Here is a 26,587-nt window from a genome sequence, read left to right as displayed (position 1 = left end):
TTGGGCGTCCGGGGCGTGACGCTGCCGCTTCAAATCCGGGCTGGCTCAGGGGACGTCCCCAATCGCTCCGGCAAGACCACCGGCATAAGAGCCGGCCAGCGGGCGCTCAGGTGATCACCGCTCGAAACTCCCCTGAAACGACGCGAAAGCCAGGGTGCCACGTCGCGCCTGAGCCACGCGGCGTCGTCGGCCATTATCTCGGCGCGGCTCCGCGGTTGGAGCGCCCCAAGCACGGGTGAGCCGAGCGAGTGCGCGGCGCCCAACACCTCCAAGACTTTCTTCGCCATGTACTCATGTCCGATGCCGGACATGTGCAGCCGATCGGGAGCCCACATCCGGCGGTCCTGGTACTTTTCGAAGCACCAATGGTCCACCAGAAGCGTTCCGTAGGCTGCCGAAATGCGCCGGATGTGCTTGTTGAAAACCGCCGTGCGCAGCTTAAGCGGCTCCAACACCGGCGAGAGCGGCACGTTGTACTCGGTGAACAGCAGGACTTGGGCACCACTTTCGGCGATCCGGACAACGGCGTCCTCGAATCCACGGACCAGTAGGCGCATGTCCAGTCGTGCGCCGAGGAGATCGTTGCCGCCGGCGTGGAAACTGACCAGAGTGGGAGCCATAGCGAGCGCGGGCTCAAGTTGTTCAACCACGATCTGCCTGAGCCGACGGCCGCGGAGGGCCAGATTGGCGTACTGCGTCTGCATCCGGTGCCTGGCCAGTTCCTCGGCCACGCGGTCGGCCCAGCCACGGCAGTCGTTGGGAAGGCGAAGGTCCGTGTCGCCGACGCCTTCGGTGAAAGAATCTCCGACGGCGACGAATCTCAGCGGCGTGTGCGTAGTCACGGTCATGTCCCCCCGTTGTCTTGAGCTTTTCCTGGTGGCTTGCTTCCAGCATCGGCGGCGCCCGCCCCGGCGGCTTGGCGTTCCGCGAGTTTACGTAGCCCGGCTTTCCGCGGCACCTTCACGAGCTCCGGCCAGCGTGGGCCAAGGTTGTCCCCGAGCGTGACGCCGCGAAGCTTCCGGCCGAACAATGGCAGAACCCAGTCGTTCACCCAGCGGCGCTGCCGACGTTCCCAGTCGCGCAACTTGAGCCGCTGCGGCGGTTCCCAGTCTTTGGGCGAGAACTTGTGCGGTACGCCGAGGTGATCCAGGACCTGCGATGCCATGTATTTGTGTCCGGCTTTGGACATGTGGAGACGGTCCGAGGCCCACATCCGGCGGTCGTGGTAGGCGTCAAGGCACCAATAATCCACCAGCACGGCGCCGTACTTGGCGGCCAGTTCGCGGACGCGTTCGTTGTACAGGGCGTTCCGCTTCTTGAAGGGTTCCAGCACGGCCGAGACCTTGACGTCGTACCCGGTGAACAAGACCAAGGTGGCTCCCGTGGCTGCGAGGCGGGCCACGAGCCTTTCGTACTCGGCCATGAGGATGTCCATGTCCGTGCCGAAATCCAGGATGTCGTTGCCACCTGCGTAAAGCGTGATGAGCGTGGGTTCCATGCCCAGCGCCCGGTCCAATTGCTCGTCGACGATATGGCGAAGCCGCTTGCTCCGCACGGCAAGATTCGCATACTCCCAGCCAGGTTCAGCCTTGGCGAGTTTCTCGGCAACGCGGTCGGCCCAGCCCCGGACGCCGTTCGGTAGGGCCTCGTTCCGGTCCCCCACACCCTCGGTGAAGGAATCGCCCAAGGCAACAAACCGCCGTCGTCCGTTCTGGTCAGCATGAAGCACGTTCCCAGCCACCACGCCAGCGTAGCCCCGCCCGGTTGCCCGCCGGCAAAGCCCAGGTTAATTCGACGCCGGCTCACTTGTGAGGCCTTTCGGCCAAACGCCCGCTCACCTATGAGGCCTTTCGGCCAAACGCCGGCTCACTCGAGGTGAGCGGACGTTCCGCCGTTTGGCCGCAAAAGTGAGCGAGCGTCGGCGAAAAGGACGGTATATGTGAGCGTGCGTCAGACGGGGGCGGGCTAGAGCTCGGCTTTCCCTTTGCGCCAGTAGCCCATGAACGCCACCTGCTTCCGGTCGATCCCCACATCCCGGACCAAGTACCGTCGCAGCTCCTTGATGACCCCGGCCTCGCCAGCGATCCAGGCGTAGAACGGCAAAGCCCCGGCGGGAAGGCCCGGGTTGCGGCTCGCTTCGATCGCGGCAGTGTCCATGCGCAGCGGAGTTTCCCACAAAATATCTTGGTCCACATTGACGTCTTCGGGCTCGGGGCCGGCGGCGCCGTCGAGCGGGATGATGCCGACCCAGCCCGGCACGGGTACGGCTCCGCGGACGGCTTCCTTCAGCAATTCGCCGTGGGGGCGGGACCGGCCGAGGACCGCTCCGCGCGCTAGCCAGGTGATTTCAATGTCGGCGTCTGAAGCGAGGTCCTTGAAATCGCCAGCCTCTGGTACTTCGAGGAAGGCATGGCCGGTGATTCCCGCAGGCAAGGATTCCAGGATTGCACTGATGGCAGGGACAGCCGTTTCGTCGCCGGCAAGGAGGACCCGCTGTGCCAGGCCGGGACGCCATTCAATGCCGGAGTATGTTTCGGCCGTGATGCAGTGGGCTGCCCGGTTGTTGGGGCCGATGATGGTGATGGAATCCCCGGGTTTCGCGCCGAGTGCCCAGTTGGCCGCGGGCCCGCCTCTCGGGTGAGCCGCACCGCCGTCGACGTCGGACCCCGCCGCGCCACCGCCGTCGCGGGTGCCGCGGCCGTCGCCGAAATGCATCACGAAGTCGACATCGATCTCCGGATAGACGGCGTCGAGCCTCTCGTTCCGCACGGTGTAGGTCCGCATCGAACCGCGCACCGCGGGATCCATCGCCAACCACTCCTGGTACCAACCGGCGTCGCCCGTATTGAAGGCGGGCAAGGGCAGCGGGCGACCTTCGGCATCGAGCGAGGGAATCATGAGTTTGATACGCAGGTCCAGGGTGTTCCCTGAAACACCGAATCCGCGCAGGCAATATCCCCCAAACGTGATGCGGCGGAAATTGGGCCCAAGATCCTCGACGGCGGTGACGGTGACGTCGAAGGCGAGCGTCATCGGCTCCGTGATGGCGTTTCGCACGGCGGCGTCTGCATTCATGAGGCGAACTCCAATTCGATGGGTGTTGAGGGAGCGGCGGTGTGGTGCCGGCCGATCGGGAGAATGAGCGGGGTGCCCGAAATCGGATCCGGAACCACCCGGGACTCCAGGCCAAAAACGTCGCGGACCAAGTCCTCGGTGACCACTACCGGCGCAGGACCCTCGGCGACGATTGCCCCGCCTTTCATCGCGATGACGTGGTCCGCGTATCGCGCTGCCAGATTGAGGTCGTGCAACACGATCGCCACAGTGGCTCCGCGGCTGCGGTTGAGATCGGTCACCAGATCCAGCACCTCCACTTGGTGTGCCAGGTCAAGGTAGGTGGTGGGTTCGTCGAGGAGCAGGACGTCCGTCTCCTGCGCAAGGGCCATGGCGATCCACACTCGCTGGCGTTGCCCGCCGGACAGTTCATCGACGCTTCGTTCAGCCAATTCCAACGTTGCGGTGGTTTCGAGCGCGCGCTGAACGGCGAGATCATGCACCGACCGGTCACCAGTCCTCCAGCTGCGGAAGAAGGCCAAGCGTGCGGGCAAGTTCGCGGGCCGGGCGGGAGTGGATGTCCTTGCCATCCAAAGTGACGACGCCGGCGCTCGGCTTCAGGAGCCGGGACAGCCCTCGGAGGAGCGTGGATTTTCCGCAAGCGTTGGCACCCACGATCATGGTCACTTTGCCTTCGGGAATCTGCGTCGAGAGTCCTTCGACCACGCGTCGCTGATCGTATTGGAGCGTCAAGCCGCGTGCGCTCAGTTGTGCCATGTCAGGCTTCCTTTCGATTGGACGTGACGAGGAGCCACAACAAGAATGGAGCGCCGAGGGCGCCGGTAATGACACCGACCGGCAGAACGGTGCCGCTCAGAATCAGGGGTGCCACGTTGTACGCGAAGTAGTCGGCCGCGAGGACGATCAAGGCGCCAGTGAACGCCGACGCCGGGAGGCTGGGCCGCCCGACGGTCCGCCGGGCGATCGGCCCGGCTAGGAAGGCGACGAAGGCAACCGGTCCGGCAGCCGCCGTCGCCACCGCTGCGAGCGCGACGGCGGTAATCACGAGGCCGAAGCGCACGGCGTTCACGCGGATTCCCAGTCCAGCCGCGGCGTCATCCCCGAGCTCGAGCATGCGCAGCGGTCCCGAGAGGAGGGCCAGCGCGGGAACAAGCACCGCGAGCGAGGCGAGGAGGACGCCCACACGTTCCCAATTGGCAGTATTCAAGGAACCGTTGAGCCAAATGAGGGCCTCGGAGGCTGTCCGGATGTCCGCCCGGGTCATGAGGAAATTCACCACCGCCCCCAAGGCTGCGGCGATACCAACGCCGGCGAGTATGAGCCGGTTGCCTGCCGCATTCCCGCGCCTACCGCCTGAACTGCCGCCGGAGCCCCCGCCGCCTCGCGAAATGGCGTAAATGAGGAGCGCGACGCCGATTGCACCCGCGAGCGCAGCCGCGGACACAGCGGCACCGGACGCGCCGAACACGACAATAGCCAGGACTGCCGCTGCGCTCGCGCCGTAACTGATGCCGATGACGTCCGGGCTTGCGAGCGGGTTGCGGAGCATGGTCTGGAAGAGCCCGCCGGAGAGGCCGAAGGCCACACCGATCAGGATTCCCACCACGGCCCGGGGCAGTTTGTTCTCCATGACGATGAAGCTTGCGCCCGGGATCTTCTCGCCGCCTGTCAGGTGAGCCGTGAGGATCCTGAAGAAATCGGGGACGGTGACCGTGTAGCTGCCCAGGAGCACGGTCACCGCAAAGAGGACGACGACGCCGGCGCCCAGGAGTGCGGTCATGCTGCGGGGCTTCATAGCGAGGCCCCCTTGCCCCGGCGGACGAGCCACACGAAGACGGGAGCACCGACGATGGCCGTCATGATGCCCGCTGGGACTTCGCCCGGCAGCAGCACCACCCGGCCGATCACGTCCGAAACAAGAAGGAGGGCCGGTGCGAGAACCATCGAAAACGGCAGGATCCAGCGGTAGTCCGGGCCGGTAAAGAAGCGCAGCGCGTGTGGAACCACGAGTCCGACGAATCCGATGGGACCGGCCAGCGCCGTGGCCGAGCCACAAAGCAACACGATTCCAAGCGCGGTGACACCCCTCCCTAGCGCCACATTCTGGCCGAGCCCGCGGGCAACGTCGTCACCGAGGGCAAGGCTGTTGAGTATCCGGCCGCTGCCCAGAACGATCAACGCCCCGATCAACAGGAACGGCAACCCGGTCAACACCACGGACCAGTCGCTGCCGGCAATCCCACCCACTTGCCAGAAACGGAAGCGGTCCAGAGTGTCCTGGCTCGAAACCAGGATCACGTTCATCAACGAGTAGAGTCCAGCGCTCAGCGCCGCACCCGCCAAAGCGAGCTTCACCGGCGTCGCGCCGTCACGCCCCATCGACGCGATCAAATAGACGACGACGGCGGCCGCGGCGGCACCGACAAAAGCGAACCAGATGTAGCCACTCGCCCCGGAGATACCGAAAAGATGGATCCCGGTGACCACGGCCAGAGCCGCCCCCGCGTTGACGCCCATGATGCCCGGGTCAGCCAAGGGGTTGCGGGAGACGCCCTGCATCGCGGCGCCGGCAAGGCCGAGGGCAGCGCCTGCCACTAAGCCGAGCACAGTGCGTGGAATCCGGGTGTGGACGACCGCATGGTTGCCGTCGTCGGGGTTGAACTGAGTGAGTGCTTGCCACACGGTTTCGATGGACATGCCGCGTGCGCCGATCGCGAGCGAGGCCGCAACGACAAGCACAAGCACGACGACGGCGGCCAACAGCCACGCGACCTTCGCGCGAACTGGCAGCTGTTGCCCTTTGGACGTGCTTTGAGGGTCATCAGCTGCCAGTTCGCGCGTGGTTCCCCCTCGAGAAGGTGGGCCGGCCGTCGTCGTGCTCTGTGTCATGGGGGGCGTATCGCTTACTTGGCTGCCGCGTCGGCGCCCTTGGCCAGCTGGGGCAGGAACATGTCCAGTGCCCACGGCAGGCTCAGGGGCGAGGATGCGGAGATCGCGAGGGTGAGGGTGTTGTCGGAGTCGGCGACCAGGGCGCCCTTCTTGATGGCGGGGATCTGGCCCAGCAGGGGGTCCTGCTTGATCTGGTCCCTGGTCTTGGAATCCGGCACCCACGTCACGAAAACGTCGGAGGAAAGCTCATTGGCCTTTTCAGCGGACCATGGAACGAAGAATTCCTTGGAACCCTTGCTCGCGTTCTCCACCACGGGAGCAAGCTTCATGCCGATTTCGGACAGGAAACGCGGACGATTGTCGTTGGCTGTGTAGACGTTGACGCCATCGCCCTTCGCAGGCTCGAGGTTGCCGTAGATGAAAGACTTGCCGGCGAGCTGCGGAAAGGCGCCAACCTTGTTTTTGATGATTGCCTCGGTGTCCGAGACGAGCTTTGCCGCATCTGAGTTCTTACCCAAGGCCTTGCCGATGATCGAGGTGGCTTCCTGCCATGGCGTGCCGTACGCGAGTTCGGGCTGCGCCACCACCGGGGCAATTTCCGAGAGCTTCTTGTAGTCGGCTTCGGTCAAGCCCGAGTAGGCGGCAAGGATGACGTCCGGGGCCAACTTGGCGATCTCCGTGAAGTTAATGCCGTCCGCCTCAGAGAACTGGGCTGGGGCCTTCGCGGTGCCGAAGCCGGCGCCCAACTTCTCTAGCGCGGCGTCCTTCCAGGGAGTAGACCCCTTGTCGTTGTTGCCCCAGGCGACCTTCGGCACACCGACCGGTACGACGCCGAGAGCCAAGGCGACATCGTCGTTAACCCACGAGACGGTCACCACGCGCTGCGGTTGCGACTTGATGGTGGTCTCGCCGAAAACGTTCTTGAGAGTAACCGGGAACTGGCCGCTTGAGGCCGGGGACGTCGCGGAACTGGCGGTGGTTGAGCCGGTCGAGCAAGCGGTGAGGGATAGTGCGACGGCGGCAAAGGCTGCGGTCGCTGCGCCTGCGGTCTTCAACAGGGCACGGCGTGAGGGGCGGGAAGCCACGAGACTCCTTAGGTAAGTGATGCAAACCTAAGTAAGGCTAGCCTACCCTTCATCTAATTACGAAACGTTTGCGTCGCGTAATTAATTCATGCCCAGCCGGCCCCCAACGCTCGCTCACATATCGCGACAAAACGGCCAACGCTCGCTCACATATCCGGGCCAAACGGCGGACGCTCGCTCACCTCAGGTAAGCGAGCATCGGGGCCAACGGGCGCTTCAACGCACGGGATCTTTGGACACCGAGGGCGGCGTTTGCAAAGATGACAGAGCCGGTTTATTCAACGAACCGCGTCAGGGCCGCGAAAGCGGCGAAGATCGAGAGGATGAGCATGCGCACTGCACACGTTGGCGCTGCCATGGTTGGCGAGGTGGCCGTGTTGGCCTACTTTGCATCTCCCTCTGCGTCGGTCATCCCGCTCGGCGGCCTGGGAAACTAACCCCACCGCCCCGCACTAGAAGCACACGAAGGGTTGCTTTGCTGTGCCCTCGGATCGCCGGACGCCAGCGTCCTTCCTCTTCGGAGCCCAAACGATCTGAAAAGAACTTCGCCGTGCAGAAAATCACCGCTCAACAAATCCGTTCCTCTTTCATCAATGCGAGCCGCTCGGAGGCGGCCAAACTCAACCTCCCGGAGGACTTCGATTCCCTTGACTGGGACAACCTCGAATTCCTTGGCTGGCGCGACGAAAAGATGCCCATGCGGGGATACCTCGTCCTTCCGAACGATGGTGCCCTCACTGGCATCATGCTGCGTGCGCCCGAGGGAGGCTCCGGCAAGAAGCGTTCGGTCCTTTGCGAGCTGTGCCGCGACGTGTTTTCCAAAGACGATGTCTATCTTTGGGTTGCCAAGCGCGCAGGCCAGTCGGGTCGCGACGGCAACACCGTGGGGACGTTGATCTGCGCAGAATTCGGCTGTTGCACCAACGTCCGCAAGGAGCCCCCGGCGAATGAGATCAATCCGGACCCGGCCGCCGTCGTCGTTCGTCAAATCGCCGGACTGCAGTCCCGGACCGCCCAGTTCCTGGGGCGGGTCCAAGGAAAGTAGACGCTTCGGCGGCGGACGCTCGCTCGCTTTACGTGAGCGAGCGTCCGCCGGAAACCCGACATACGTGAGCGAGCGTCCGGGCTAGCGGAGCACGATGTCCACGGGGTTGGCTTCGGAACGCCATTCTCCGGGCTTGCCCGGGCCGCCGATCACGGGAGCCGTAAGCACGCCGGAGCGGTTGGTTCGTTTGTCGCGCAGGATTTCCGTGACGGAGCCAAGGTGCCGGGAGAGGTCGATCACGTTTTCCGGCGCGGCCAGCAACAACTGGAAGCCGAACTCGTGCAGGGCCTTGATGCCCGCACCGGCGAACTCCTCCGATGCCAGGACGAACGCCTCGTCCATCATCACGGTTCCGTAGGTCGTGAAACCCTGCTCGGCGATGCCCAACTGGTAGCTCAGGGCCGCTGCCATGATGAACGCCGTGAATCGCTGCCGCTCGCCACCGGACATCGAGCCGGTGTCCGCATGCATGTACACCTCGGTCTTCTTGCCACCCCGCGGGCCTTGGACGGAGCGGTGTTCCTTGCACTGAATGAAGAGATGCCCGCGGACATCCAGCACCTCGGCTCGCCAGCGCCGGTCCTCGGGGGTCTGCGAACCGAGCCGCTTGACGAGGGTTTCGAGCGACTTGTAGCGGTTGGTGAGTTCGACGTCGTCGTCCGCCTCGCTCGGAGCACCGGCACCCGAAGCGGCGCCCGCCGCGCGAGATGGACGCGTGTGTCGCGTCTTCAACGCGTTGTGGATGGCGTCCTTGAACTGCTTCGCGGTGGCGGGCAGCGTCTGCTTGATGTCGAGTTCCAGGAAGCTGCCCTCGTGGAAATTGACCTCGGACAGGATGCCGTTGAGGGGCAGGATACGGCTCGTGATGGCGCGGCGCTCCTCGTCGAGCAGGTGGAGCAGCGTGCTGAACGATTCGTGCGTTCGCTGGTTGAAGAACTGGCGGAATTCGGCTTCCTGCGCGGGCAACCCTTCGCTGACGATCTGGTGGTAGCGGGACTCGAATTCCCCCGCGGCGCCGATCGAGGTGCCATGGTCCGCGGAAATCGCGGTGCCCCATTCCCGCACGAATCCTTCGAACATCCGCGTCAGCCGCTCCGCCAACGCCTGCCCGCGGGACTCGGCGGCGTGCAGTTCCGCCAGGAGCTTGCTCCGGACTTCGGCAGCGAGTGTGTCGAGTTCGTGGAGCTCGCTCACCTCTGCGAATGCGCTGAAGTACGGTTCGAGTGCAGTCACGGTAGCGCCCGACGGCGGCGCCTGGTCCAGGCGGCTGCGTGCGGCATCCAGGAGGGCGTCAGCCGTGGTCATCTGGTGGTCGAGCGTCTTGTACTCGCTCTGCAACACCGCCGCCGACCCTGTGGAGGACTGGTGCTTTTCGCGCACAGCCTCGATGTTCGCGCGCAAGGGTTCCAAGTCGGCCTGCGCTGCCAAGGCATCCTTGAGCCGCTGTTCGATCTTCGCGAGCTCCTCGTCCGCCACTGCTGCAGAGACCTGTTCCCAGCCCCGCTCGTCGTCGGCGATGCGGCGCAAGGCTTCGAGCTGGCGTGTCATGCCTTGGTGGGAATCCTCGCGGCTTTGGGCGAGTTCCGCGGCCTTCAGAAGCTCATTTTCGAGCTCGCCGACCTTCGCCGCCACGAGCTCCAGCTTGGAAGCATTGTCGAAACCAAGAACGTAGTCCTGCCGGCTCGTGAAGCGATCGTCCTTCTCGACTGTGTGCCTGTTGCGCTTGACCACTCCGCCCAGGCTCAGGCCCTTGTCCAGCTGGGCGAGCTCGTCCGGGTCTTCCACGCACGGGTAGGCGAAATCGAGGGCGATCCGCTCGCGGATCCACTCACCGGCGTCGGCATTCGCCCCCAACGTGAGGATGTTCAGCTTCGTCAACAGCTCGCCGTCGGACACGTCCTCCACAGCCAAAGCGCCGCCCGCGAGCGGTTTGGAAACATCCACTGCCCGCAGCGCTCCGCGGACGGTGTTGTCGTTCAGGTAGCGCGTGACGGCGGCAAAGTGCTCGCCGGGAACCAGCAGCGTCGTTGCGAGGTTGCGCAAGGCGCGCTCGGCCGCGGGCCGCCACTGTTCCTCCCCCTCGGCGAGGTCGATCAGCTCGCCTCCAAAGGGCATGCGGTCCTCCGGAACGCCCGTGGCTGCGGCGATCGCGGCGCGGTTTTCAATGCTCGACGGCGGCAGAAGGGACTTGCGCGTCTTCAGCGAGACCAGCTCCTGCTGGGCTGCGGCGAGTTCACGTTTCTTGGTGGCGTGGCCGTCGAACGCTTCGAAGCGGAGTTCCCTCAGCGCTTCGGAATCGTCTTTGAGTTCGGCGGAGCGGCTCGCGGCCTGCTCGTGGGCCTGCTCCCAACCGTCGGCCGTCCACTCAAGGTTGAGTCCGGCGTCGGCCAATGCTTGCCGGGCCGCTTCCTCCACCTGCTGGCGAAGCTTGAGGCCGACCCGGGCATTTTCGAGGGACTGCTCGATCGCCGAAATCGCGTTCCCGCCCTGGTTGTTGTAGTCCGATTCGAGCTGGCGAAGCTCCTTGGCGAGCGCGTCCCGGACTCCCCGCTCGGCGCTGAGCTCCTTGGCCTTCGACTGGGCAAGGTCCTTGAAACGAGCCAAAGTCTTGGCGTGGACCGTGACCGAGAGCTGCTGCTTGTAGGCGTCGAATTCCTCGCCGCTGAGCTCCCGGAGCCGGTTGGCCTCCACCAACGACTGGGCATATTCCTTGTTCATCCCGGGCACGGGTGCGAGCTGATCGCGCTGCTGGCGAACGTCCTCAAGCCTCTGCCTGATTGACATGAGGTTGCTGAATTCCTCAACGACGTCGTCCGCGGCAGTGAGCGTCGCGGGCGCGTCGAGCACCTGGTCGCGGAAGAACGTGTTGACGCTGCCGCCGAGCCCCTTGCCGGCCTGGATCACGCGCAAAAGCGGGAGCGCCTGGTCCGAGTTGATGCCGAGAAGCCGCCGGAAACGCTCCGCAAAAGCCTTGTGGACATCGAAGATCTGGGCGTCCGGGAAGATGGTCTCCAGCGCGCCCTTGGTGAAGCGCTTCTCCGCGATACCCTCGATCTCCCCGAGATCCAGGGGCTTGTTGTCAATCACGTAGAACCGGCCAACGCTGGACTCAGTGCCGTTCTTGGGCAGGTCAAAGAGGGCCGAAATAGTGATCTTGGTGCCGGCCGCGTTGTCGAACGTGAGCGCGACGGCGGACCAGGTGGCACCCGGGCGCTGGAAGGCACTCGCCGAGCCCTCGCCCACGGCCTTGTCGCCCACTTTTCCACGCATGTACGTGAACGTGGTCCTCTTGTCCTCCACGGCCCCGCCGGCCCGCTGCGCCGCAGCCTCGTTGGAGCGCGGACGGGCATCGAAGACGCGCAGCATGGCATCGAACAGCGTCGACTTGCCAACGCCCGAATTGCCCGTAAGCAGCGTGCCGTTGCGGTCCACGTGCATCGTGTGGGCGCCATGGAACGTGCCCCAATTGACCACCTGGACCAGGGCGAGGCGCATCTGGCCCGGGTTCGTAAGTTCGCCGATCGGAAGCATGGTTGCGATAGTCACTTGGCCGCCTCCCTTTCGGTTGCGTTCTTTGTGGTTACGTCAGTTGTGGTCGCCTTTGCCTCTGCGGCTCGTTCGTCACCATTGGTGTCATCCACCTCGGTGCCGTCGGGCAGCTCGGAAGCGTCGCCGTCGTCGTCCGTGTCCGTGTCCGGTTCTGTTAGTTCGATGAGGGGTTCCGTGCCTGATTCGTCGGCTGCTACTGCGATAAGTGCCTCGATTTGGGCCGGGATGTCGCCGATGTTTTCGAAGGGGAGGGCCAGGGGGAGCGCTCTGGAGATCGCGAAGGTGTCTTCGATGCCCGTGGCGAGGAGGAGTTGGCGGGCAAGGAGCTTCGTGACCGTGCGGTTCACGACGTCGGTGTCGCGGAGGGCGTCTTGTTGGCCGGATGGCTGGTAGTGCGCCACAAGTTCGGCGATTTCTTCGCGAGCGATCACCGGGTCGGTCTGGGCCGTGACGTGGCGGTCGAGGAGGAGCCTCAGACGCAGAAGCACGATGGTTTCCACCCGGCTCAACGCGCGCTGCTGGCGAAGGATGCTCGAACGCGTGCTGCCTCCGATGGCTTCGGGATCAACGGGTCGGAGCACCGCGATCTTGCGTTCGTGGTCCAGTTGCAGGTTCAGGAAGAGCTCGGAAAGCCGGCTGCGGAGGATCACTTGGTTGTCGAGAAGGGTGGTCCAGAGCTTTTCGTCGCGGCCGCCGTCGACATAGGGGCCCTTGAGTAGCCGTACGAGGGTCTGGCGGACCTTCATAGGCAGGACGCCGGTGTCGCCCGGGAACAGCGCCGCGCCGTCGACGAACGTGTCGCGGGGAGTGACCCGGAACGGATCCGGATGGACATGTCCATCCTGCGAAGCCTCGGACTGGACATGCTGGGTTATGTCCACTCCTTGCTCCGGAGAGGGGGCATGCTCGGTGGGGTGGGCGTCAGTCATCGGAATCCTTAGTCAGGGTCACGAGCGGCAGGTACGCGGTGCGTTTGCTGCCATCGATTTGTTCGAAGTCGATGTTTTCCCAGGCGGCCCGGTCGAACTCCGCACCGCCGTGCAGCGCTTCGGACAGCAGGGCCCGGACAGTGTTGATGTGCCGTTCATCCTCCGGGAGGTTCGCCCAGGCCCCCGCCAGCGTGGAGGCGCCCGCCATGGCAGAGCGGACGACGTCGGGCCTCGCCTTCGCGGAGCGCAGCGAACGGACCCGGTCCGAATCGCTGAACGCGATGGGGTCGGCGAGCTTTGGAGGCGCCGCGAACTCATCCGGATCGAAGAGTTTGACCATGGCGAGCGATTCAAATCCCGCATTGAACAACACCGGGCCGCGGACCAGGCCGGGACGGTCGCGTTCGTAGGGCATGGACCGGATAGCCTGTTCGGCCTCGCGCAGGACCTGCCGGAGCCGGACAGACTGGCGGATGTCATCGCTCTGGATGTAGTTGTTCAGGCTTTCGGACAGCCGGCCGTAGATACGTTGGATCTGGCTGTGCTGGGTACGCAATTCCGCCACGAGGTTCTTGAGCGTTTCCCTGTCCTCATGGCTGAGGTCGTCTGCGAATTGGCGGCTCAGCACGTCACCGATCGCCGAACGGAAGCGCAACTGTTGCTGCGGGTCCTCGAGGAACGCCGTGAAGGAGCGGAACGTGCGCCCTTCGGGACTCTGGCGCAAGCGTTTGTCTGCCTCCAGGACCTGCGCCATGGTGGCACCCTTGCTGAGCGATTCCTCGATGATCTGGTTGCGGAGCTCGCCTACCAATTCTTCGATGCGGTCACGCATCTTCTTGTAGTCGGCAGGCAGGCTCGCCGCAAGGTCCAGGATGTTCCCGGCCGCTTCGACGGCTTCCTCATCGTCCAAAAGACCGTCGAAGTCGCCCGAGCTGATGTCCTCAATCAACTGTTGACGCTCCTGGATCTCCTCTTCAAGGGATTCCAAACGGGCGCTTTGGTCCGGGTTCGTCTCGTTGGCGAGCTTTTCGACGTCGCCGAGCAACGTCCCGAGCCGGGAACCGTTGAGGGTAGAGCGTTCGCTGGACAGGCTGTCCAGGAAAGCCAGGACGCGCGCGGCGGCCTCGGTAATTTCGTAGACGATCTGGCCCGACTGGCTGCGCCGGGTCAGGAACTGCTTGCGGGTCCATTCGTCGGCAAATGCTTTGCCGCTCCCCTGGCCGCCCAGCCCGGGATCCTGCCTGCGGAGCTGCTCCAGGAAAGCGTCGACGTCGGCATGGAACTCTTCGAGCGGAAGCTGCGGCCTTGTCCGGGTGAAGGATGCCTGGAGCACCGCGATGACCCAAGGAGCCGAGCGTGTGAGGGCCCACGCGGGGCCTTTGGTCAGGAGTTCGAGGTCCCTGAGCCGCGCACTGATGGCATCGGCTGAGGACATTGCTGAGCGGGACACTTACTCTCCTTCAGCTGCCGCGGAACCTTCTGGCAGCGGAAATCCCGAAAACTGCCCCGTACAAGGTTAACGCAGGGTGCACCGCAACCCTTCCGTGATCTACCTGCCGGTATGGTTTCGATCGCGTATCAACAGGCCCCGCGCCGGTGTTGTTGCTGGCCGAACCATTGATTCCGCCCCTAGTGTCGACACCAACGACGTCGACGCTCCGACGTCGGCTTTGGCAGCGTTGCGGAGGGGACCCAATGCAGTTCGACTTGACCACCTTAGACAGCAGCAGTTATGTCTTCGCGGGAACACTAATCGTTGGCCTGGTTTTGGCAGCGTTCATCGCGGTAGCGGCCATGGCCGCCCTTGCGCTGGTCGGAGCCGGGAGCCTCGCCTGGTACACCTTGAAGAACGTGCTGGGCGGGCTGGTCCACGGCATCAATTTTGCGTGGGACCAGCTTGTCCACCAGGCCGGAAAAGTGGAACTGCCGGTGGAATTCCCGGCCCAAACCGCCCCTAGCACAGGTACCTACCCGCGGGTAGCATTGAGGGACAGCTGAAGGGTCCCCCACCCAAGGCGGATCCTGGGCTCAAACCGGCACAACCGGCAAGAGGAGTCCTCCCATGACCTCCGCCACTGACAACAAAAGCAACGGCGTCACGGCCGCAGAAGCCCGCGCGGTCGCCGAGGCCGCCCGCGACACCGAATGGAACCGCCCGAGTTTCGCCAAGGGACTGTATTTGGGAGACTTCGATCTGGGGCTGATCCATCCCTGGCCCCAGGCAAGAGCCGAAGACATCGAGCGCGGCGAAGAGTTCATGGCGAAGCTGACGGAGTTCTGCGGCACCATGTCCGGCCGGGCCATCGAACGCGATGCCAAAATCCCGGACGAATACCTCGCAGGACTCACCGAACTAGGCGTTTTCGGCATGAAGATTCCGCGCGAGTACGGCGGCTTGGGCCTGTCTCTGGTCTACTACGGCAGGGCGTTGGCGCTGCTGGGATCAGTCCATCCCAGCCTTGGCGCGTTGCTTTCGGCCCACCAGTCGATCGGGGTCCCGGAGCCGGTCAAAGTCTTTGGGACCCCCGAACAAAAGCAAGAGTACTTGCCGCGTTGTGCGGCCGGCGCCATCACAGCCTTCTTGCTGACAGAGCCCGACGTCGGCAGCGACCCTGCACGGATGGGCTGCACCGCAGTGCCAAGCGACGACGGCGAGTCTTACGTTTTGGATGGCGTCAAACTTTGGACCACCAACGGCGTGATTGCCGAGCTGGTAGTGGTCATGGCGGTTGTTCCAGCCCGCACCGCCCCCGACGGCACGGCACTCAAGGGCGGGATCACAGCCTTCGTCGTGGAAATGGACTCCCCCGGCATTACCGTTGAGAACCGCAATGCCTTCATGGGCCTGCGCGGCATCGAGAACGGCGTGACCCGGTTCCACCAAGTCCGCGTACCGGCAGCCAACCGGCTGGGCCGCGAAGGCCAGGGACTCAAGATCGCGCTCACCACGCTCAACACCGGCAGGCTCTCCATCCCCGGCCTATGCGTGGCTGCGGGCAAATGGTCGTTGAAGATCGCCCGCGAATGGTCCAACGCCCGCACCCAATGGGGCCGGCCGGTCGGAAAACATGAGGCCGTCGGCAAGAAGATCGCCTTCATCGCCGCCACCACCTTTGCCCTTGAAGCTGTTTTTGAACTGTCTGCCGAGATGGCCGATGCCGGCCAGAAAGATGTCCGGATCGAGGCGGCCCTGGCCAAGCTTTGGTCCACTGAACTCAGCTACACCGTGGCTGATGAGTTGGTGCAGATCCGGGGTGGCCGTGGCTTTGAGACGGCGGATTCATTGGAAGCCCGCGGGGAGCGTGCGGTGGCCGCCGAGCAGCTGCTGAGGGACATGCGCATCAACCGGATCTTCGAAGGCTCGTCCGAGATCATGCGCCTGCTCATCGCCCGCGAAGCCGTCGATGCCCACCTTTCGGCCGCGGGCGAGCTCGCCTCCGCGGACGCAACACTGCAGGAGAAGGCGCGTGCCGCCGTCGGCGCCTCAGGTTTCTACGCCAAATGGCTCCGTAAGCTTGTGGCCGGAGCCGGCATGGACCCCCGGTCCTACGGCGAGTTCGGGCGTCTCGCTAAGCAGTTGAGGTACGTGGAGCGGGCTTCGCGCCGGCTCGCCCGCCAGACGTTCTACGGCATGGGCCGCTGGCAGGCGAGGCTCGAATACAAACAAGCGTTCCTCGGCAGGATCGTGGATATCGGGGCCGAGTTGTTTGCCATGGCAGCGTGCTGTTCACGGGCCGAGATGCTGCTGCAGACCGCACCGGAGCAAGGCGCGGCGGCGTACGAGCTCGCCGAGGCCTACTGCGAACAGGCGCGGATTCGCGTGGACGGATACTTCGATCAGTTGTGGCGGAACACCGACGACATCGATCACGAGTTGTCCTCGAACGTGCTCGCGGGCGACTACGCCTGGCTTGAGGCCGGAATCCTGGACCAATCCGAAGGAACGGGTCCATGGATCGCCGACGCCACCCCGGGTGCGTCGTCGAAGGAGAGCCTGCACCGGAAGTACCGCTAGCCGACGTCGCCGTCGAGGTAGTACCAGCGCCTGTCGATCCGCAGGAAGCGGCTGTTTTCGCGCTGGACGCCGCGTTCGCCGTCGGAACGGTAGTGCGCCGCGAACTCGACCGTCCCTTCGGTGTCCAAGGGGCCGCCCCGGTGCGTCGCCAGGATGTCCAGCCTGCGCCATTCAATGTCCGGGTCCAGGTCCAGCGTGGCAGGCCTTGTTTCCGGGTGCCACGTGCGCAGAAGGTAATCGCTGTCAAGGACCACAAAGGCGGAGTAGCGCGAACGCATGAGCTGTTCTGCCATGGGCGCTTCGGTGTCTCCGCGGTGGAAGCGTCCACAGCAGTCGGTGTACTGCTCTCCGGACAAACAAGGGCAAGCGCCTAGCCGGATGCGGGCCGGATCGAGTGGCATTGGAGCCCTATCTGGAAGAGAAGGTGAGAGCTAGGCAACAAATTTTGTCACAGCAGATAACAGCTTCGAAACAACCTCGGCGAGCCGGAGTTTGGCGGATGATTCATTAACATTTCGCCCTTAGGCTAGATGACATGCCCGCAGACCTACGGTTGCGGCGTCCACCCCACAACTCTGGCTCGAGGAGGCTACGTGGAGGATCCAACAACACTTGGCCTCAATCTGACTTTTTTTGGAACGCTCGGGTTGGCTTTGCTGATGTTCCTTGGTTTGGCCTTCCTGATGGTTGTCACCTTGGTGCTGGCCGGCGTCGCGAAGCTGGTTTGGATCATCCTGCTCGCGATGGTGGGGATCTTCCCGAAACGCGATGCCGTGCCGGTGGTGCACTTGCCCGCGCGGCCTCGGCGCGCCCCCGCACCGTCGTCGGATTCCGAGGAATCGTCGACGGTGGAAGACGCCTTGCCGGGCGCCGAGCCATCCGTTCCCCGGAAACCGCGTCTTGGAATCGTTCGGACCACAAGGTTGCTGTGGTCGGCGTCGTGGTCTGCTGTCAGGAACGTCCCCTGGAAGTCGGTGGTAAACCCACGGACGTGGCCCAAGCCCGTCCAGATCAAGGACGGAATCGCCGCCACGGCCACCGCTGTGGCCACAACCCAGGCGAAGGAACATCCCTTTGTGGTTGCGGTAAAGCAGGATCCTCCGGTCCTAAACAGCCAGTGGGCTGCCGCTGTCGCCGAGGCCGACGCCCGGGCCGCAGCACGCGAAGCTGAACGGGCACAGGAAGCGTCGGCCTCTGGCAAGGAGCCCGTTGAAGGTAACGTCGCGGAGTCGCCTGAGGCGGCCGCGGCGGTCCGCGAACACCGGGGAGACCCCCACGGCGGCAAGCCTGTCTCTTCCGGCCGCGTGACAGCCTCTGCCGGGGCCCGTCCCCGGGCCTAGCGCCCGTAGTCCCCCGGCTTACCCAGTCCACAGTGCCCGGCTGACCCAACTGACTCGCATTTGTTGTCGTTTTGACGCCCGATAACGACATCTACTGCGAGTCAGTTGGGGGCCGCGCCGAAGCTCAGGCGGCCAGTTGCCGGAACCCGGCCCCGTGGTAGATGAGGGGCTCAGCGTCGTGGTTGATCTCCACGGACTTCACTTCGAGGACGACGATCGCGTGATCGCCCGCGGGGGTTTCGGAGACTACTTCGCATTCAAGGACGAGCGCTGCACCATCAATCAACACCGCACCGGCGTCGCTCGTTGAAGTCGCAAGGCCCGCGAATCGGTCCTGGGTCCCCGAGGAGAGCTGCAGGCACACGGCTTCCTGGCCCTGGGCAAGGATGGAAACACCCAGACGAGGGGCGCGCCGGAGCTTGGGCCACGTCGTCGAGGAATTCTGCACCGCAAACATAACCAGCGGTGGCTCGAGCGAGACTCCCACTGTGAAGCTCGATGCCACCAGGGCCTCCGGCGCGAAGCCGACCATGGCACTAAAGGCCGCCACGCCTGAGGGAAATTGCGCGAACGCCTGCTTGATCGAGGCGGCTCCATCCACCGTTACCTGGGTCATGGCGGGTTCCTTTCTCTGTAGTTTTGTGCCTGCCTTTCTACTAATTATTGGATGCCGATAACGGCAATATTTGTGTATTCGCGTGTCGATTGAAGTCAATTCATAATTCGTCATGCCTTGTTTTCATTACCCCGCAATACGAAAAACGAAGAATTCGTACGTTTTTCGAGTGCCCCGGCCACGACATGTGTAGCGTCGTGTCAATCCATTGCACAGCCTTGATTCTTCACGGAGGAAGCCGGAGATGAGCCTCAACGAGCTTCGAACCCTGGGACGCACAGGCGCCCTGATCAGCCCCCTTACCCTGGGAACCCTCAACCTCGGGACGGGCTCGGCGCCCACAGGCGCCGAAGAAAGCATCCGCATTATCCATGCGGCCCTGGACGCCGGTATCACGAGTGTCGATACCGCTGACATCTATTCCCAGGGCGAGGCAGAAGCTATTCTGGGCCGGGCCCTCCATGGCAGGCGGGATGATGTTTTCCTTTCCACTAAGTTCCACGGACAAATGGGGCCGAATCCCGCGCATGCAGGCAATTCCCGGCGTTGGATCATGAAAGCGGTGGAAGGCAGCCTGCACCGCTTACAGACGGACAGAATCGACCTCTACCAGGCGCACCGTCCGGACTACAACACCGACGTCCTGGAAACCATCACGGCCCTCAACGACCTCATCCGGCAGGGCAAGATCCTCTACTACGGAACGTCGGTGTTCACGCCGTCGCAGCTTGTGGAGGCACAGTGGATCGCCACCACGAACCACCTCATACCGCCAGTGGTGGATCAGGTGCCCTATTCCTTGCTGGTCCGCGCGAATGAGCGCGACGTCTTCGCGATCACGCAGCAGTACAACCTTGGCGTGCTCAGCTATGGACCGCTCGACGGCGGCTGGCTCTCCGGAAACTATCGCGTAGGCGTCCCCCAGCCCACAAGCTCCCGTGCGTCCGCCGTTCCCGGGCGATTCGACGTCTCGGCACCTTTCAACAGGAACAAACTCCTGGCAGCCGATGCCTTGGGCCGCGTCGCCGAACGTCATGGGCTCACCCTTATCCAGCTTGCAGTCGGCTTCGCCCTGAATCATCCCGCCGTCAGCAGCGTAGTTATCGGCCCGCGCACGGAGGACCACCTGGTCGATTACCTCAAGGCCGCGGATGTTGTCCTCACCGAAGCCGTCCTCGATGCCATTGACGAGATCGTCGCACCCGGCACCAACTTCCTGGAGCGCGACGCAGGTACGGTCGTCCCCCACCTCGAATACGCGGAACTTCGACGCCGATAATCGGCTTCGCGGACAACGGCTCAGGCCGTGCGCCGACTATACTCGTTCGCAATCATGACTAGCCTTCCGACTTCCGCCCAAACATCAAAAACCGGCAATGTGCGCATAGACGCCTGGCTTTGGGCGATCCGCGCTTACAAGACCCGTTCTGCCGCCACAAACGCGTGCAGGGCGGGACATGTGCGAATCAACGGGAACCCGGTCAAGGCCTCGCAGTCCGTAATTGTGGGCGACACCATCCGTGTGCGACAGCCCGGCTTCGAGCGGATCCTCGAGGTCCGCGGGCTCATCGCCAAAAGGGTAGGGGCCGAAGCAGCATCCCATTGCTTTACCGACCACACTCCGGAGCGCCCCGCCGCGCCGGCACTCGGGCTGCCCCAGCGCGACCGCGGCGCAGGACGGCCCACGAAGAAGGACCGGCGCGACATGCAAAAGCTCAAGGGACAGTAGTAACCGCACTAATGGCGGGGCGGGAAGCTCGCCGCGCCGACCGGCGTCGGGCAGTTTTCTCCCTCGGCTCAGCAGGAGCGTGAGCGACGCGTAAAGCGACGGCGTAAAGTGGCAAGGGACGCCGATTCTGGACGCCGCGCTGCCGAAGGAGAGAACGTGACCATTGACTGGGACGAAAAAAGGGCCTTGCTACAGGAGCCCAACATTGCTGCCGTAACGCAGCTGTGCGACGAACTGATGGCCAAAAGGCCCGGTTCCACCGTGCCTTACATCGATCCGGTGCATGACGAAGATGAGTGCCGGATCGTCACCCTCCAGACCAGCCCGGGGCGGGCCCCCACCTCGGGTTTCGTATCGCACCTCAACGACGACGACGCCGCCCGACGTGCGCAGCTGATCTACGACTCAGCCGACTTGGACGTCCGTTACGTCATGCCGTGGAACTGCTACCCCTGGGTCCGCGACCCCGAACTGCCGCCGGCACTGAGCGCACAGGAGAAGACCGACGGTCTTCGTCCGTTCCGCCAGTTCCTCAAGATCAACAAGAGAGTCTCCGCCGTCGTCGCTCACGGCGCAGAGGCTGCCGCCTTCCTGGCACTCTTCGAGAAGACCTACCACTCGCCGCTCAGGCAGCACGGGATCAAGGTCTACAAGGCCAGCGCGCTCGGTGGACGGGCGTTTGCCCTGTCCGAGGCGAAGCAGCAGGAACTCCTCGCCAAGAACATCGAAACCTACCGGGACGCGATGCAGCGGGCAGGCATCCAGCACCTTTAGCTGGGAAGCCGCTAGGCCGCTGTGATTTCGCCGTCCAAGTCGGGCCAGCGTACTGGCGAGCGTCGTGTGTTGCATACTGGTCGGATGGTGGGGAGCACATGGACTGGTTTCAGAAAGAAGCGATGGCCCCAGGATGTGTGGTCGGACTGGATGGCCGCCGACGAAGCGGGCGACGCTGATGGGGCGGCCAGGCTCGCGGCAGAGTTGGTCGAGCTGACTCCGAAGTCCTACTACAGCTGGTTTCAGGCCGGGCTCCTGTCTAAGGCACGTGGCAATTGGCGGGAAAGCGTCGACCGTAACCGCCGCGCGTTGGAACTCTTCACCGCGAAGGATTCCGAAGAGTTCGGCGGAGCCAATCCCGCAGCTTGGAACCTGGGCATCGCATCAACAGCAATTGGTGATTGGGGCACGGCCAGACGCGCGTGGACGGCGTACGGTTTGGACGGGTTTGGGGACGGAACCGAGCCCATCGACCGGGACTCTGGGATGGCCCCGATCCGACTCAATCCCGACCTACCAAGCCTTCCTCACCAGTTGCTGCATTCAAGCGGTACTACTGAGGTTGTCTGGTGCTGGCGCCGTAGCCCGGCACACGCGGTCATAGCGAGCGTTCCGCTTCCCGAGTCCGGGCACAGGTTCAGAGACGTCGTCCTACATGACGGGGAACCCAAAGGGACCCGACTGATTGACGAACGGGAAGTATCGGTCTTCGACGAACTCGAACGCCTGGAAGAATCCGGCCTTCCTACGTGGCAAGCCCAAGTCGTCGGCGCGACCTCCGACGACCTGCAGACGCTGTCCGATCTTCTCGGACGGCGAGGGCTCGCACTTGATGACTGGTCCGGGATCCGACTAATGTGCTCGAATTGCTCGCACGGCTCTCCTCAGGACGGTCACAGCCACGCGCCCGCAACGTCAGGAGCGAGGCGGCTTGGAATAGCCGGCAGCAAGGCCGACCTCGATGAAGTCTTCGAAGCTTGGCTGAACCGCAGGCCCGGAGCTAGTTTGCATAATCTCGAACTCCTCTGGTGACCGCCCGCGAGAGTTAGGACCCCACGACGGCGCGAAGGACTTCCCGTGCCGTGTCTTCCCATCGTGGCAGCACACTGCTGGCTGCCTCGGCTGCTGACTGCCATCGCACCCGTAGGGCAGGGTCGCCAAGCCATCTCCGCAGGAACTTCTCCAACGATCCGATTCCTGCGCTGAGATCGATCGCTTCACCGGCGCCGTGGGCGCCGAGCGCTTCGACGGCGCCGGTTCCCTTTCGGACCACTACCGGTATTCCGTAGGCAAGGGACTCCTGGACCACCATACCGAAGGACTCCGAATGTGAGATCAACATACTGAGGTCAGCCCGATTCCACTGCTCCTCCAGGGCCGGGCCGGAGAGCTCGTCGGTTGTTTCCACCCGTTTTTCCAGTCCATTCCGGAGGATGCGCTCCTGCACGGCTGCGGCGTACGAGGGGTCCGCTTTGGTGGAGCCAACAAGCGCCGCTGTCCACGCCAGTTCCTTGATCCGGGCCAGAGCGTCGACGAAGAGGATCTGGTCCTTATTGGGGAGCAGGGCGCCCACCATGATGAAGTGCGGTGCCGCCGCAGCGCTTCGCGGACCTGTGCGTGTAGGGCGATCCACACCGGGGATCGCCAGGTGCACGTTGCCCAACCCAAGGCTTCTGGCCGCTTCGGCAGTCCGGGAACCAGTACAGAGAAGACCTGTCGCCGCGCATAGCGCTCTCGTCTCAAGCAGGTCCTCCCCGGAAGGGGGCATGTGGAGCAGCACCCAGACTCGGCGCCCGGCAGCGGTTGCGGTCTCGATTTCAGTGGGCGCGCCCGAGGCAATCAGGCCGTCAACAATGTAGATAGCCTGCCCCTCTCCGGCAAGTGCGGCTGCAAAGCTTCTCCGATCTGCTGCACTCCCCGAAGGCCAGCCTCCGTCGAGCTTGCAGACCGAGACCTCCGCACCCAGGCCCTGGAGGGCTTCAGCCAGCCTCGCGTTGTAGATATTTCCCCCGGAACGATGGCGGACATTCGCGGGCAAAATCATGCGGATCTTGACCAAGGGCCACTCCCTCCATCGTTCACCTTGTTTGGCCTCACTGTGCTCGGACCATGGTGCTGACCATATAGGCCGGGCGGGTGGTGTGGAAGGCGAACCCAGTGTCCGGCGCTAATCATCGGCGGTAGATTGTGGGCATGGGACAGACTTCTTCAGACCGCCGGGATGTGTTCGCTGATTGGATCTTGGGTGTCGCGGAGTTCACCCACGCACACTGGTTCTTCGGCAACCTCTATGAGGCCATCGTCAAAATCCCGGACCGGGTTGCGGCCTCGGCAGCGAGCAGGGAACTCCCTCGAACCCCCTTTGGAGCGGGAAGCCCCGGGCGTTACTACGCGCCGATCGCGCCACTCAGTGCCCCTGCCGCGGTCGCCGCCCTTGTCACCGGGTGGAAGCATTCCGACAACAAGGCTTGGCTGCTGGTGGGTGCGGCCAGCTCCGTCACGGGTGCGGCAGCTACGGCGTACCTGCTTCGGTCCGTGAACCCCAAACTTTTCTTCACCCCCGATCCGCTCGAAGAGACTCGCCGCAGGCCCCTGTTGAAGCGGTGGTACAGGGTCCACGCCCTCAGGCTCACGGCCAGCGCGGTTGCCCTGGCCGCCATCCACCAGGCCCGCACGATCCGGCTGAGAAGTCACGGATAAGCCCTCAGCTGGGACCGCTATCCCGGAGGAGCTGGCGGTTCCTGATCCGCGATTCGCCGAAATCAAGTCCGACAGGGCCAATCTCCCACGGCCCGCGCCCCCTGTACATTGGCCGGCCCACCGCCACATGGGGCACCCAGCGGGGCGAGCGGAATCCAAGGGCAGGTGAGCTGAGGATGAAGTCGTCGATGTTGTCGACCAGCAGCTCGTCCAGGAGTTCATGGAGGGCGTGCACGAGGGAGACCTGATAGTCATGCACCGAGGCGGGCACAACCACTTCCAACCCGCACACTCCGCCGTTGCCTAGGACGATCAGCCGCTCGGCACTCCCGGAGAAGGCGTCCAGCACGGGCAGCGCCTCAAGCCACGCGACCGTCTTGAGCAGCGCGGACTCGGCACTGGTGTTGCCTTTGGTCCAATCGGCCACGTCCCGGCAAAAGTCATCCAGGACGCCCAGGTGCAAGAGTGTCATGTGCAATCCCCGCGGCCTGCGCAAGGCAAATACGTAGCGCGCCAACTCCTCGTAGTCCGAAGGACCAGCCCCGACAACGAGGACCGGCACCTCCACCGTGATGGGCGGTGCTGACTGTGTCGCTGAACCCCATCCTCCGCGCAGACGGCTGGCCATGGATGTAATTATGCTCCGGGAGCAGTTCGTTCACCCCACGAATGCGGTTCGACCGACCGGCCTATTGTGTCTCTCTCAATATCTGAGGCAGGAACCCCATCTGGTCGAGGCGCCACGTCAGCAATGGTGTCAACTCACTCGGCACCAGGCGGAGGCGGTATGTCCTCCTACCGTCGCCAATCGGCTCGATGACGCCTCGATCAAGGAGCTTCCGGATGTTCTGGCTACGCGTTGCAGCCGAACCCGGGAAAGCGGATTCAAGATCGGCGGCTTTCACCTCACCCTTCTTCGCGACGATGAACAGGGCGGTTGCTTCATTCACCGTGAACCGGGCTGTCTGCAGTCCTCTTCGCAAAGCGGGCAGTAGAAGTTCTTCCGTGACGAAGCCCTGGGTCCCCAACATCGAAAGTTTCCTCATGTCACCCAGGAGTCCCTCCAGGACATACGTAGACCACCGGACGAGCGCCGCTGGCTCTAGCGAATCCGCATCCTCGAGACGTTCGTAGTAGAGACTTCTGTTTTGGCCAAACACGGCAGTAGGGTTCAGCCCGCGGTAGCCGGCGGCGTCGGAGAACCCGTGTCGCCTCATCGCCGCATACGTGAGGAGTCTTCCAACGCGCCCGTTTCCGTTCCCAAATGGATGAATCCATACGAAGCGGTGGTGGGCTAGAGCGATCTTCAGCAGTTCAAAGTTTTGCTCGACATCTGCATTGATGAAATCCAGGAGTGAAGTCATGTCACTGTGGACATCACCCGGAGGGGGCGGGCGATGGGCAGATCCGCTGATGGTGACATCGCTCAGCCGGTATGCGCCAGGCGTACGATCGCCCTCACGCTCCAGCCCTGCAACCGATATTCGATGGATTTCCCGAACAAGTCCGTGTGTCAGCGTGGTTCCCGGGCTCACCGTTGCATCGACGAAGGCCGTTGCTTGTTGTAGCTGAACGATCTCTTTAACGCCATCATTCTGGTGCACATCGCCATAGCGCTCGGCCCGTTCCACGCCCGCCACGACGTCGACAATCGATGCGCGGTTTCCCTCGATGCGCGCGCTCATGATGTTCGACATCAGCTGGAAGAGGTCCTTCAACTGCGAAAAGACCGCTGGATGCGTCGTTCCGTCGCCCATGTCGCTACGAATCCGTTCAAGCTCAATGATGGCCTTGGCCAGCGGGGAACTGAACAGGAAGTCGGGAAACTCGATGGGCTTCATCGCATCAGCATTTCGCCAGGGTATTCATAACAATTAAGACTATGCCCGGCCATGCCCCTAGAAATCAACCCACTCGCCGCCATGAGAGCGTCAGGCAATTAAATTTGAGGCATTCAGCTTTTAAGTCGAAGGCCCCCAACAAGCCAGCGAATCTTGACACCGCCCTGTGACCCGTGCCATATTCATAGAGTGAACCTGTCAGACAGCCGGACAGCCGGACAGGCCGCCACTGGACAGCCAGCCGTCAGCCAGAAAGCTGCAGCTGGCCAGCGCACCGCCACAAGCGGCGCCGTCCCCCGGCCGGCCCAAGTGGCGCGGCCATCAAGCTCCCGGCCCCTCGCCCGCTTCAGTGCAGCGGAAGCCGTGTTCAGCGCCATCCGCCAGGACATCGAAGGCGGAACCGTGGAAGTGGGGGCAAAACTCAGCTCTGAAGCCACCTTGGCCACACAGTACGGCGTGAGCCGCTCGGTCATACGTGAGGCGCTCCGCTCGTGCACTGCGCTCGGGCTGACGGTGACCAAGACCGGCAAAGGCACGTTCGTCGTAGCGGACCGGGTGGCCAATGACCTCACACTCGGCCAGTACTCGGCACGGGACCTTAACGAGGCACGCCCGCATATCGAAGTCCCGGCAGCCGGCCTTGCGGCGAAGCGCCGCAGCCCGGAAGACCTTGAACACCTCAAGGAAATCGTGGATTCAATGGCAGCCGAGACCGACCCTGAGACCTGGGTCAGCCTCGACGCCAGCTTCCATTCTGCCATCGCCCGCGCAAGCCGCAATAAGGTCTTCGAAAGCGTTGTCGCCGACATCCGCGAAGCCCTGGCCCATCAATCCGAAACCTTGAACATGGTGGCCGACCGCCAGCATGTTTCAGACGATGAACACCTCCGCATCGTCGAAGCCATCGAAGCAGGCGACGCCCCCGCCGCCGAAGCCGCCATGGCCGACCATCTCAGCGCCGTCAGCGTTGCGTTGGACACCATCCTCAGCAAATGATCCA

24 protein-coding genes and 1 pseudogene are annotated in these 26,587 nt (G+C 63.7%); 10 read left to right on the top strand and 15 right to left on the bottom strand.

The window, feature by feature from the left end; genetic code table 11:
- Positions 1 to 29: 29 nt before the first annotated feature.
- From ACSVHC_RS12580 to ACSVHC_RS12550, 7 genes and pseudogenes are all read right to left on the bottom strand, one after another.
- Positions 30 to 842, bottom strand: a complete 813-nt coding sequence (locus tag ACSVHC_RS12580) for an SGNH/GDSL hydrolase family protein (protein ID WP_437771696.1) — start codon at positions 840 to 842, stop codon at positions 30 to 32.
- 2 nt (positions 843 to 844) lie between these two features.
- The gene (locus tag ACSVHC_RS12575; protein ID WP_437771697.1) at positions 845 to 1,741 is read right to left on the bottom strand and encodes an SGNH/GDSL hydrolase family protein; all 897 of its coding nucleotides are present in this window, start codon (positions 1,739 to 1,741) and stop codon (positions 845 to 847) included.
- 224 nt (positions 1,742 to 1,965) lie between these two features.
- Positions 1,966 to 3,075, bottom strand: a complete 1,110-nt coding sequence (locus ACSVHC_RS12570) for a siderophore-interacting protein (RefSeq protein ID WP_437771698.1) — start codon at positions 3,073 to 3,075, stop codon at positions 1,966 to 1,968.
- Positions 3,072 to 3,831, bottom strand: a pseudogene (locus tag ACSVHC_RS12565) (ABC transporter ATP-binding protein). The gene ACSVHC_RS12570 and the pseudogene ACSVHC_RS12565 overlap by 4 nt, the downstream one beginning before the upstream one ends.
- A 1-nt stretch (position 3,832) precedes the next feature.
- Positions 3,833 to 4,870: a FecCD family ABC transporter permease gene (locus ACSVHC_RS12560; RefSeq protein ID WP_437771699.1), complete on the bottom strand. Its 1,038-nt coding sequence runs from the start codon at positions 4,868 to 4,870 to the stop codon at positions 3,833 to 3,835.
- Positions 4,867 to 5,964 (bottom strand): FecCD family ABC transporter permease, encoded by a 1,098-nt coding sequence (locus tag ACSVHC_RS12555; RefSeq protein WP_437771700.1) that lies wholly within the window; start codon positions 5,962 to 5,964, stop codon positions 4,867 to 4,869. Before ACSVHC_RS12555 ends, ACSVHC_RS12560 begins: the two co-directional genes overlap by 4 nt.
- A gap of 14 nt (positions 5,965 to 5,978) precedes the next feature.
- Complete coding sequence (locus ACSVHC_RS12550; protein WP_437771701.1) at positions 5,979 to 7,049, bottom strand: ABC transporter substrate-binding protein; 1,071 nt, start codon at positions 7,047 to 7,049, stop codon at positions 5,979 to 5,981.
- Between the two features lie 550 nt (positions 7,050 to 7,599).
- Here ACSVHC_RS12550 and ACSVHC_RS12545 point away from each other — a divergent pair.
- Positions 7,600 to 8,094 carry an FBP domain-containing protein gene (locus ACSVHC_RS12545; protein ID WP_437771702.1) on the top strand — a complete coding sequence of 165 codons (495 nt, stop codon included), beginning with the start codon at positions 7,600 to 7,602 and terminating at the stop codon, positions 8,092 to 8,094.
- An 81-nt stretch (positions 8,095 to 8,175) separates the two neighbouring features.
- Here the strand turns inward: ACSVHC_RS12545 and ACSVHC_RS12540 are convergent, their stop codons facing one another.
- Genes ACSVHC_RS12540 through ACSVHC_RS12530 form a run of 3 tightly spaced genes read right to left on the bottom strand, consistent with a single transcriptional unit; the run spans position 8,176 to position 14,022 of the window.
- Positions 8,176 to 11,640, bottom strand: a complete 3,465-nt coding sequence (locus tag ACSVHC_RS12540) for an ATP-binding protein (RefSeq protein ID WP_437771703.1) — start codon at positions 11,638 to 11,640, stop codon at positions 8,176 to 8,178.
- The gene (locus tag ACSVHC_RS12535) at positions 11,637 to 12,572 is read right to left on the bottom strand and encodes a DUF4194 domain-containing protein (RefSeq protein WP_439180980.1); all 936 of its coding nucleotides are present in this window, start codon (positions 12,570 to 12,572) and stop codon (positions 11,637 to 11,639) included. The genes ACSVHC_RS12540 and ACSVHC_RS12535 overlap by 4 nt, the downstream gene beginning before the upstream one ends.
- Entirely contained in the window at positions 12,565 to 14,022 is a 1,458-nt protein-coding gene (locus ACSVHC_RS12530) for a DUF3375 family protein (protein WP_437771705.1), read from the bottom strand. The genes ACSVHC_RS12535 and ACSVHC_RS12530 overlap by 8 nt, the downstream gene beginning before the upstream one ends.
- 245 nt (positions 14,023 to 14,267) lie before the next feature.
- On the opposite strand from ACSVHC_RS12530, the gene ACSVHC_RS12525 reads away from it, so the two are divergent.
- Both ACSVHC_RS12525 and ACSVHC_RS12520 read left to right on the top strand, forming a co-directional pair.
- A complete protein-coding gene (locus tag ACSVHC_RS12525) occupies positions 14,268 to 14,570 on the top strand; it encodes a hypothetical protein (RefSeq protein WP_439180979.1) in 303 nt (100 codons plus the stop codon).
- A gap of 64 nt (positions 14,571 to 14,634) precedes the next feature.
- The gene (locus ACSVHC_RS12520; protein WP_439180978.1) at positions 14,635 to 16,587 is read left to right on the top strand and encodes an acyl-CoA dehydrogenase family protein; all 1,953 of its coding nucleotides are present in this window, start codon (positions 14,635 to 14,637) and stop codon (positions 16,585 to 16,587) included.
- Here the strand turns inward: ACSVHC_RS12520 and ACSVHC_RS12515 are convergent.
- Complete coding sequence (locus ACSVHC_RS12515; protein WP_439180977.1) at positions 16,584 to 16,988, bottom strand: YchJ family protein; 405 nt, start codon at positions 16,986 to 16,988, stop codon at positions 16,584 to 16,586. The two genes, ACSVHC_RS12520 and ACSVHC_RS12515, sit on opposite strands and share 4 nt — an antisense overlap.
- 192 nt (positions 16,989 to 17,180) lie before the next feature.
- Here ACSVHC_RS12515 and ACSVHC_RS12510 point away from each other — a divergent pair, with 192 nt between their 5' ends.
- Positions 17,181 to 17,927: a hypothetical protein gene (locus tag ACSVHC_RS12510; protein WP_437771709.1), complete on the top strand. Its 747-nt coding sequence runs from the start codon at positions 17,181 to 17,183 to the stop codon at positions 17,925 to 17,927.
- A gap of 124 nt (positions 17,928 to 18,051) precedes the next feature.
- Here the strand turns inward: ACSVHC_RS12510 and ACSVHC_RS12505 are convergent, their stop codons facing one another.
- On the bottom strand, positions 18,052 to 18,543 hold the full coding sequence (locus ACSVHC_RS12505; protein ID WP_437771710.1) for a flavin reductase family protein: 492 nt from the start codon (positions 18,541 to 18,543) through the stop codon (positions 18,052 to 18,054).
- Between the two features lie 244 nt (positions 18,544 to 18,787).
- Between ACSVHC_RS12505 and ACSVHC_RS12500 the strand changes: the two genes are divergently transcribed.
- The 4 genes from ACSVHC_RS12500 to ACSVHC_RS12485 all read left to right on the top strand — a co-directional run bounded on the left by ACSVHC_RS12500 (position 18,788) and on the right by ACSVHC_RS12485 (position 22,078).
- Complete coding sequence (locus ACSVHC_RS12500) at positions 18,788 to 19,822, top strand: aldo/keto reductase (RefSeq protein ID WP_437771711.1); 1,035 nt, start codon at positions 18,788 to 18,790, stop codon at positions 19,820 to 19,822.
- Positions 19,823 to 19,876: 54 nt separating this feature from the next.
- A complete protein-coding gene (locus ACSVHC_RS12495; protein ID WP_437771712.1) occupies positions 19,877 to 20,272 on the top strand; it encodes an RNA-binding S4 domain-containing protein in 396 nt (131 codons plus the stop codon).
- A 156-nt stretch (positions 20,273 to 20,428) separates the two neighbouring features.
- Complete coding sequence (locus ACSVHC_RS12490; protein WP_059388685.1) at positions 20,429 to 21,046, top strand: uracil-DNA glycosylase family protein; 618 nt, start codon at positions 20,429 to 20,431, stop codon at positions 21,044 to 21,046.
- 150 nt (positions 21,047 to 21,196) lie between these two features.
- Complete coding sequence (locus tag ACSVHC_RS12485; RefSeq protein ID WP_439180976.1) at positions 21,197 to 22,078, top strand: tetratricopeptide repeat protein; 882 nt, start codon at positions 21,197 to 21,199, stop codon at positions 22,076 to 22,078.
- Positions 22,079 to 22,091: 13 nt separating this feature from the next.
- On the opposite strand, the gene ACSVHC_RS12480 is transcribed toward ACSVHC_RS12485, so the two are convergent.
- Positions 22,092 to 23,105: a glycosyltransferase family 4 protein gene (locus ACSVHC_RS12480; protein ID WP_437771714.1), complete on the bottom strand. Its 1,014-nt coding sequence runs from the start codon at positions 23,103 to 23,105 to the stop codon at positions 22,092 to 22,094.
- 134 nt (positions 23,106 to 23,239) lie between these two features.
- On the opposite strand from ACSVHC_RS12480, the gene ACSVHC_RS12475 reads away from it, so the two are divergent.
- The gene (locus ACSVHC_RS12475; protein ID WP_439180975.1) at positions 23,240 to 23,746 is read left to right on the top strand and encodes a hypothetical protein; all 507 of its coding nucleotides are present in this window, start codon (positions 23,240 to 23,242) and stop codon (positions 23,744 to 23,746) included.
- 4 nt (positions 23,747 to 23,750) lie between these two features.
- Here ACSVHC_RS12475 and ACSVHC_RS12470 read toward each other — a convergent pair whose 3' ends face one another.
- Complete coding sequence (locus ACSVHC_RS12470; RefSeq protein WP_437771716.1) at positions 23,751 to 24,374, bottom strand: hypothetical protein; 624 nt, start codon at positions 24,372 to 24,374, stop codon at positions 23,751 to 23,753.
- Positions 24,375 to 24,435: 61 nt separating this feature from the next.
- Positions 24,436 to 25,587, bottom strand: coding sequence for a Fic family protein (locus tag ACSVHC_RS12465; RefSeq protein ID WP_439180974.1), 1,152 nt, complete (start codon positions 25,585 to 25,587; stop codon positions 24,436 to 24,438).
- 189 nt (positions 25,588 to 25,776) lie between these two features.
- Between ACSVHC_RS12465 and ACSVHC_RS12460 the strand changes: the two genes are divergently transcribed.
- Positions 25,777 to 26,583 carry a FadR/GntR family transcriptional regulator gene (locus ACSVHC_RS12460; protein WP_437771718.1) on the top strand — a complete coding sequence of 269 codons (807 nt, stop codon included), beginning with the start codon at positions 25,777 to 25,779 and terminating at the stop codon, positions 26,581 to 26,583.
- The last annotated feature ends 4 nt before the right edge of the window (positions 26,584 to 26,587 follow it).

Origin of the sequence: Arthrobacter sp. KNU-44, from assembly GCF_051843155.1 — a bacterium.
GTDB lineage: Bacteria > Actinomycetota > Actinomycetes > Actinomycetales > Micrococcaceae > Arthrobacter.
Note: the sequence above shows the minus strand (reverse complement) of the source record. Positions and strands in the feature narration are given on the sequence as shown.

What these genes read in the sequence shown, in the direction of transcription:
- ACSVHC_RS12570 (WP_437771698.1), bottom strand. Translation starts at nt 3,075, where the DNA reads ATGAATGCAGACGCCGCCGTGCGAAACGCCATCACGGAGCCGATGACG.
- ACSVHC_RS12560 (WP_437771699.1), bottom strand. Translation starts at nt 4,870, where the DNA reads ATGAAGCCCCGCAGCATGACCGCACTCCTGGGCGCCGGCGTCGTCGTC.
- ACSVHC_RS12555 (WP_437771700.1), bottom strand. Translation starts at nt 5,964, where the DNA reads ATGACACAGAGCACGACGACGGCCGGCCCACCTTCTCGAGGGGGAACC.
- ACSVHC_RS12535 (WP_439180980.1), bottom strand. Translation starts at nt 12,572, where the DNA reads ATGACTGACGCCCACCCCACCGAGCATGCCCCCTCTCCGGAGCAAGGA.
- ACSVHC_RS12525 (WP_439180979.1), top strand. Translation starts at nt 14,268, where the DNA reads ATGCAGTTCGACTTGACCACCTTAGACAGCAGCAGTTATGTCTTCGCG.
- ACSVHC_RS12520 (WP_439180978.1), top strand. Translation starts at nt 14,635, where the DNA reads ATGACCTCCGCCACTGACAACAAAAGCAACGGCGTCACGGCCGCAGAA.
- ACSVHC_RS12515 (WP_439180977.1), bottom strand. Translation starts at nt 16,988, where the DNA reads ATGCCACTCGATCCGGCCCGCATCCGGCTAGGCGCTTGCCCTTGTTTG.
- ACSVHC_RS12505 (WP_437771710.1), bottom strand. Translation starts at nt 18,543, where the DNA reads ATGACCCAGGTAACGGTGGATGGAGCCGCCTCGATCAAGCAGGCGTTC.
- ACSVHC_RS12500 (WP_437771711.1), top strand. Translation starts at nt 18,788, where the DNA reads ATGAGCCTCAACGAGCTTCGAACCCTGGGACGCACAGGCGCCCTGATC.
- ACSVHC_RS12495 (WP_437771712.1), top strand. Translation starts at nt 19,877, where the DNA reads ATGACTAGCCTTCCGACTTCCGCCCAAACATCAAAAACCGGCAATGTG.
- ACSVHC_RS12485 (WP_439180976.1), top strand. Translation starts at nt 21,197, where the DNA reads ATGGCCGCCGACGAAGCGGGCGACGCTGATGGGGCGGCCAGGCTCGCG.
- ACSVHC_RS12475 (WP_439180975.1), top strand. Translation starts at nt 23,240, where the DNA reads ATGGGACAGACTTCTTCAGACCGCCGGGATGTGTTCGCTGATTGGATC.
- ACSVHC_RS12470 (WP_437771716.1), bottom strand. Translation starts at nt 24,374, where the DNA reads ATGGCCAGCCGTCTGCGCGGAGGATGGGGTTCAGCGACACAGTCAGCA.
- ACSVHC_RS12465 (WP_439180974.1), bottom strand. Translation starts at nt 25,587, where the DNA reads ATGAAGCCCATCGAGTTTCCCGACTTCCTGTTCAGTTCCCCGCTGGCC.